This is a genomic window from Candidatus Similichlamydia epinepheli, assembly GCF_003056015.1.
In genome coordinates this window covers 1-4885 of record NZ_PPEU01000055.1, presented here as the reverse complement: position 1 = coordinate 4885, position 4885 = coordinate 1, and the positions used below count along the sequence as shown (strand labels likewise).

Sequence of the window (4885 nt, the reverse complement as noted above, 5' to 3'; positions counted from 1 at the left end):
AACTCTTCCGGTTGAAATTGACTAGGCGTACTGGATGCAGATTCAATTTCCTCTGCTTGTAACTCAGCACACTCATGTAACATAGAAGTTGATGCGCATTCGCCATCTGCAAGTCCTTCTTCACTACTAATTTGTAATCCTTGTTCTGAAGAAAAAGCAGCAATCGTTAATTCTTCATGAAATGGACTAGGCGTACTGGAAGTAGGTTCAAATTCCTCCACTTGTAACTCAACACTTTCTTGTAACGAAGACAAAGCAGCAATCGTTAATTCTTCATGAAATGGACTAGGCGTACTGGAAATAGGTTCAATTTCCTCCATTTGTAACTCAACACTTTCTTGTAACATAGAAGTTGATGCACGTGCGTAGTCGTGATCTACAATTACTTCTCCACTACTAATTTGTAATCCTTGTTGTGAAGACAAAGCAGCAAGTATTAACTCTTCTTCCTGAAATTGACTAGGCGCACTGGAAGTGGGTTCAATTTCCTCCACTTGTAACTCAACACTTTCTTGTAACATAGAAGTTGATGCACATGCATAGTCATGATCTGCAATTCCTTCTTCACTACTAATTTGTAATCCTTGTTCTGAAGAAAAAGCAGCAAGTATTAACTCTTCTTCTTCCTGAGATAGATCAACAGCTTCTGTAGTAGATTGCCCTGAAATCGAGGTGCAGTCAACACGAGAAACAAGTAATCCAGAAAATCCCTTTACAGAAGTAAGAAATTCTAATTTAAGTCCTTCCAACTGCATTTCATTTTGTGAAGCCTTTGAAAGATTTACTCCTTCTACGAAGTAATGAAAAATGGGACTCATTGGCCTGCTACTTTTTAGAGGTTCATATCCATCTGTGTGTCTCTTATTAAATATATGTAAACCACGAGCAACAGGTGGAATATTGTTTACGCAAAGCTCAGGTGCTAAGAAAGTAATTTGTACGCCTGATGAACATTGCTCTGACCCCTCTATATAGCTCAGACAAACAGATCCTCCTTTTACTTTTCCTGATAATAAATCATGCCAAACACCAAGAGGAAAGCTAATAAGCTCACCTTTGAATACGCTATCTAATATCTTACTAACAGCATTCTCTCTGTATGCTCTATACATTGTATACGTTGAGCCAAGTTGAGTAACAACTTCGAATTGCAATTCTTCTTCATTTAAAACTGGTATATAAGATTCTCCTAAAAATCCAGGCTCAGAAGTGAAAAATTTCACTCTTGTGAATTTTTTACATGAGATTGCTCCAACTGGATTAAGTGTTCTTTCAAATGGCAAAAGATTAACTCCTGATATCTCACAAGCAACAATTGGAAGAACATTCTTTGCTGATAAAATAGAAAGTTTTATCCCAGTAAAATTAAAAGAAGAAAGATCTAAACAAGCTCTTCTAACCCTTAAAACTGAAATGTATCTGCTTGTAAAATAAAAAATTTCGGAATCTGCAAAAAAAGTTGGATATAACTTTGTTAATTTAGTAAATTTTTTCAACTCTATATCCTTAAAATGTCCCTGACTATTAATATCAGGGATGAAACACACATAAACTCCACCTTCAGGAGGATTTGTAACAAGTATTAATTCCCCATGAAGTAACGGAGTGCTGCAATATTTGTCAGAAAATTTTGCTTTTGGAATCAGAAACAATTCATGACGTACATTTGCTTCGTCAGATGGCACATCTCTAATAACGCAAGAAGATCTGCCTATACGTCTATTAGTTGACTTTTTGCTGATTCTTGAGTCGTAAAAATCTTGCACTCTATGAATGAACTGATTGAAATTTAGAATTCGGACTCGATACTCTTGATGACGCTCAACATCAATAATATAAGGAATACTCAAAAACAGATCTTCAACTACGACCTGATCATAAGAGCTACTTAATCGCATAGGCGAAAGCATGGTTGAACTGGAAGTGCCTTCTCCTGCATCTTCAATCATAGAAGCTTGCAATGCGACCTCTTCCTGCCGAATCAAGGCCAATTCAGAGGTTCCTTCTTCTACATCTTCAAACTCAATAATTGGTGACGCTTGTGATTCAACCTCTTCTTGACTAGACACAACAATTTCAGAAGCAACTTCTTCTGCCTCTTCAACCTCATCAATTGGTGATGTTTGTACCGCAACATCTGCTTGACTAGGCACAACAATTTCAGAAGCAACTTCTTCTGCCTCTTCAACCTCATCAATTGGTGATGTTTGTACCGCAACATCTGCTTGACTAGGCGTGACAACTTCAGCAGCTTCTTCTACTACATCTTCAACCTCAACAATTAGTGATGTTTGTACCGCAACATCTGCTTGACTAGGCACAACAATTTCAGAAGCAACTTCTTCTGCCTCTTCAACCTCAACAATTGGTGATGTTCGCAATGACGCCTCTTCATGTGACATAGCTGATTCAGAACCAGTTACATCCATATCTTCAGGACGTTCTTCTATTCCTTGCGTAAAAAATTCAGAAGACATTGCGTACTTTAAAAATTTTTGAGCTCCACGTTTTGGAATAGGAGAATCTGATTCAGGTGCCCCAGATGATTTTCTTTTTCGAGAAGAGGCCTCACCTACACTCTTAGTAGATGTTCCAGGCTCCGACCCTTCTGCATGTTGCCCAGATGTCCCTTCTCCTGAATCATCAGTAGTAGTCCTTGATGTGCTTTGTGTTGCATCTGCCTGCTCTTTAGTAACAAGTAGTCCACCAAAACCTTTTATTGATGTAAGTAATTTCAGCTTTAGACCTTGTACTCTAACCTCATTTTCAGAAACTTTTACAAAAGTCACGCCATGGGCAAAATATCTAAAAATAGGAGATGTAGGTCGGCTCTGCTTTAGCGGTTGATCCCCAATTTGCCATTTTTGAAATGTGTGGACTTTCTGAGAAGTTGCCCCGAGTTTTTTCGTTGAAAGCTCAGGGGCAATGAAAATAATCTGCAATAAGTTCTTTGATTGATCGGCATCTTCACGATATGAAAGGCAAAATGTTCCTCCTTCTGAATTTCCTGAAAAAACACTACGCCTTAAGCCAAAAGGAAAGCTAATAATATGCCCTGGAGATCCATCCTGAAAGATATATTCATAGACAGTACGTCTCTTAGGTTGATCCCTGATATCTGATAAATTAAAATCCGATATTTTTGCTTTTAATTCATCTTCGGTCAAAAATGGAACGAACGATTCAAATTCGAATCCACATTCGTTTGTAACAAAACTTACTCTTACAAAATTTTCATTAGGACCTATGCCAACAGGAGAAAGTGGCCTTTCAATAGATGAAACGTCTTCAGCTAATCTCTCACAAAAAATAATCGGAGCAATAGAATTACGAGATAAAATGGTTATTTTTACACCATGCAAATTACCATCTTGTATAAAGGCCTTTCTACAACTCAAAATTGAAATTACACAACCCGACAAACAAAACTGAGGTTCTTTCTTAGCCAAGTCTGCACATTCACCTCTAACATCCTTCCCCCATTTAGTCTTGGTGTCTCTTTTCTTGGCATGAGGATCAGGAATGAAACACAAGTAAATTCCACCACCAGGAGGATCGGAAACTATAAATAATTCTCCAGATTGAAATGGTCCCCTTTCCGGTCTTGTATCCAAAGATACATTCAGTTTCGGGTCCCTGAATCCCTCTCCTTTTAAATCTATTCCTGCGTTGTAAAATAACTCTCGACGAACACAACAAGAGCGACCGCCAGTACCTACTTCTTCATGAAACTTTACTCTGGAAAAATCTCGTATTTTCTGGATGAATGAATCGTAAGATAGAATTGGAATTTGATACTGTCCAACAGTGCTTTGACCACTTACGTGCGAAACAGATAAGGACACAGTTTTCTATACCAATTAACAGTTGAAGAATCGAAAACGCAATTCGAGTGTCGAAACAACAACATTTATAATTGATCACGTGAAAGGTTAAAACAATTTAGTCTTAACCTAATTCATCTAGAGCTCTGATAACAGCTTACATCTATTGACAACCAGGATGAAAAACAAAAAAGATGTGAATTCACTCACGATTGTATGGGTAGATAACTTGGAAAGTTAATTCCATTAGAACGAATCAAAGCCTTCTTCGAATTCTTGATCCATCACTAAAGTCCTCTAGGATAAAACCAAGCGATTCGATCTCTTCACGATATCGATCTGATTCCGACCAATTCCTGGCTTTCCTAGATTCATTTCTTTTCTCAACTAAGACTTGCACAGCAAGAGGGATAGAATCGCGATCTCGAAGGTCAAGAATTGTATCACACTCACTTAACCATCCTATTATCTTAATAGATAACGTTCGACTGATAGATCCCGTATCTATAAGGCGATTAATCTCACGAATAGCTTCAAATAAAAAGCCTAATCCGAGAGGTGTATTGAGATCATTAAGCAACCCTTCCCAGAATTTTTTCAGAAACTCTTCCACTGGTTGAGCTACATCTTCTGAAATGCTTTCAGATTCACTGTTAACTTCTTCCAATCTATAAACTGTTTGATGTGCCGCATGGATAGATTCACGCGTACAATTCATAGATGCGGAATAATGATTTTGAAGTAAAAGGTAACGCAGAGCCGATGGATCAACTCCTTCATTAAGTAAGTCACGCAAGGTGTAAAAATTACCAGCACTCTTAGACATCTTTCTCCCATCAACATGTAGATGAGAAACATGAAACCAATGCTTAGAAAACAATACACCATTACAACAAACAGATTGAGCAATTTCGTTTTCATGATGTGGAAAAAGATTATCAATGCCACCACAATGAAGATCGATAGTAGGACCTAAAATTGCATTCGCCATAGCACTGCACTCGATATGCCATCCCGGACGACCTTTTCCCCAAGGACTATCCCAAAAAACAGTCCCATCT

The 4885-nt window shown here is 38.0% G+C and carries 2 protein-coding genes; both read right to left on the bottom strand.

Annotated elements, in window-relative coordinates; all coding sequences use genetic code 11:
* Positions 1-3845, bottom strand: a 3845-nt coding sequence (locus GCCT14_RS03525; RefSeq protein WP_157952569.1) for a hypothetical protein, incomplete at its 3' end; no start/stop codon positions are given.
* 235 nt (positions 3846-4080) lie between these two features.
* The coding region (locus GCCT14_RS03520; protein WP_157952568.1) for a DALR domain-containing protein at positions 4081-4885 on the bottom strand (805 nt) is incomplete at its 5' end.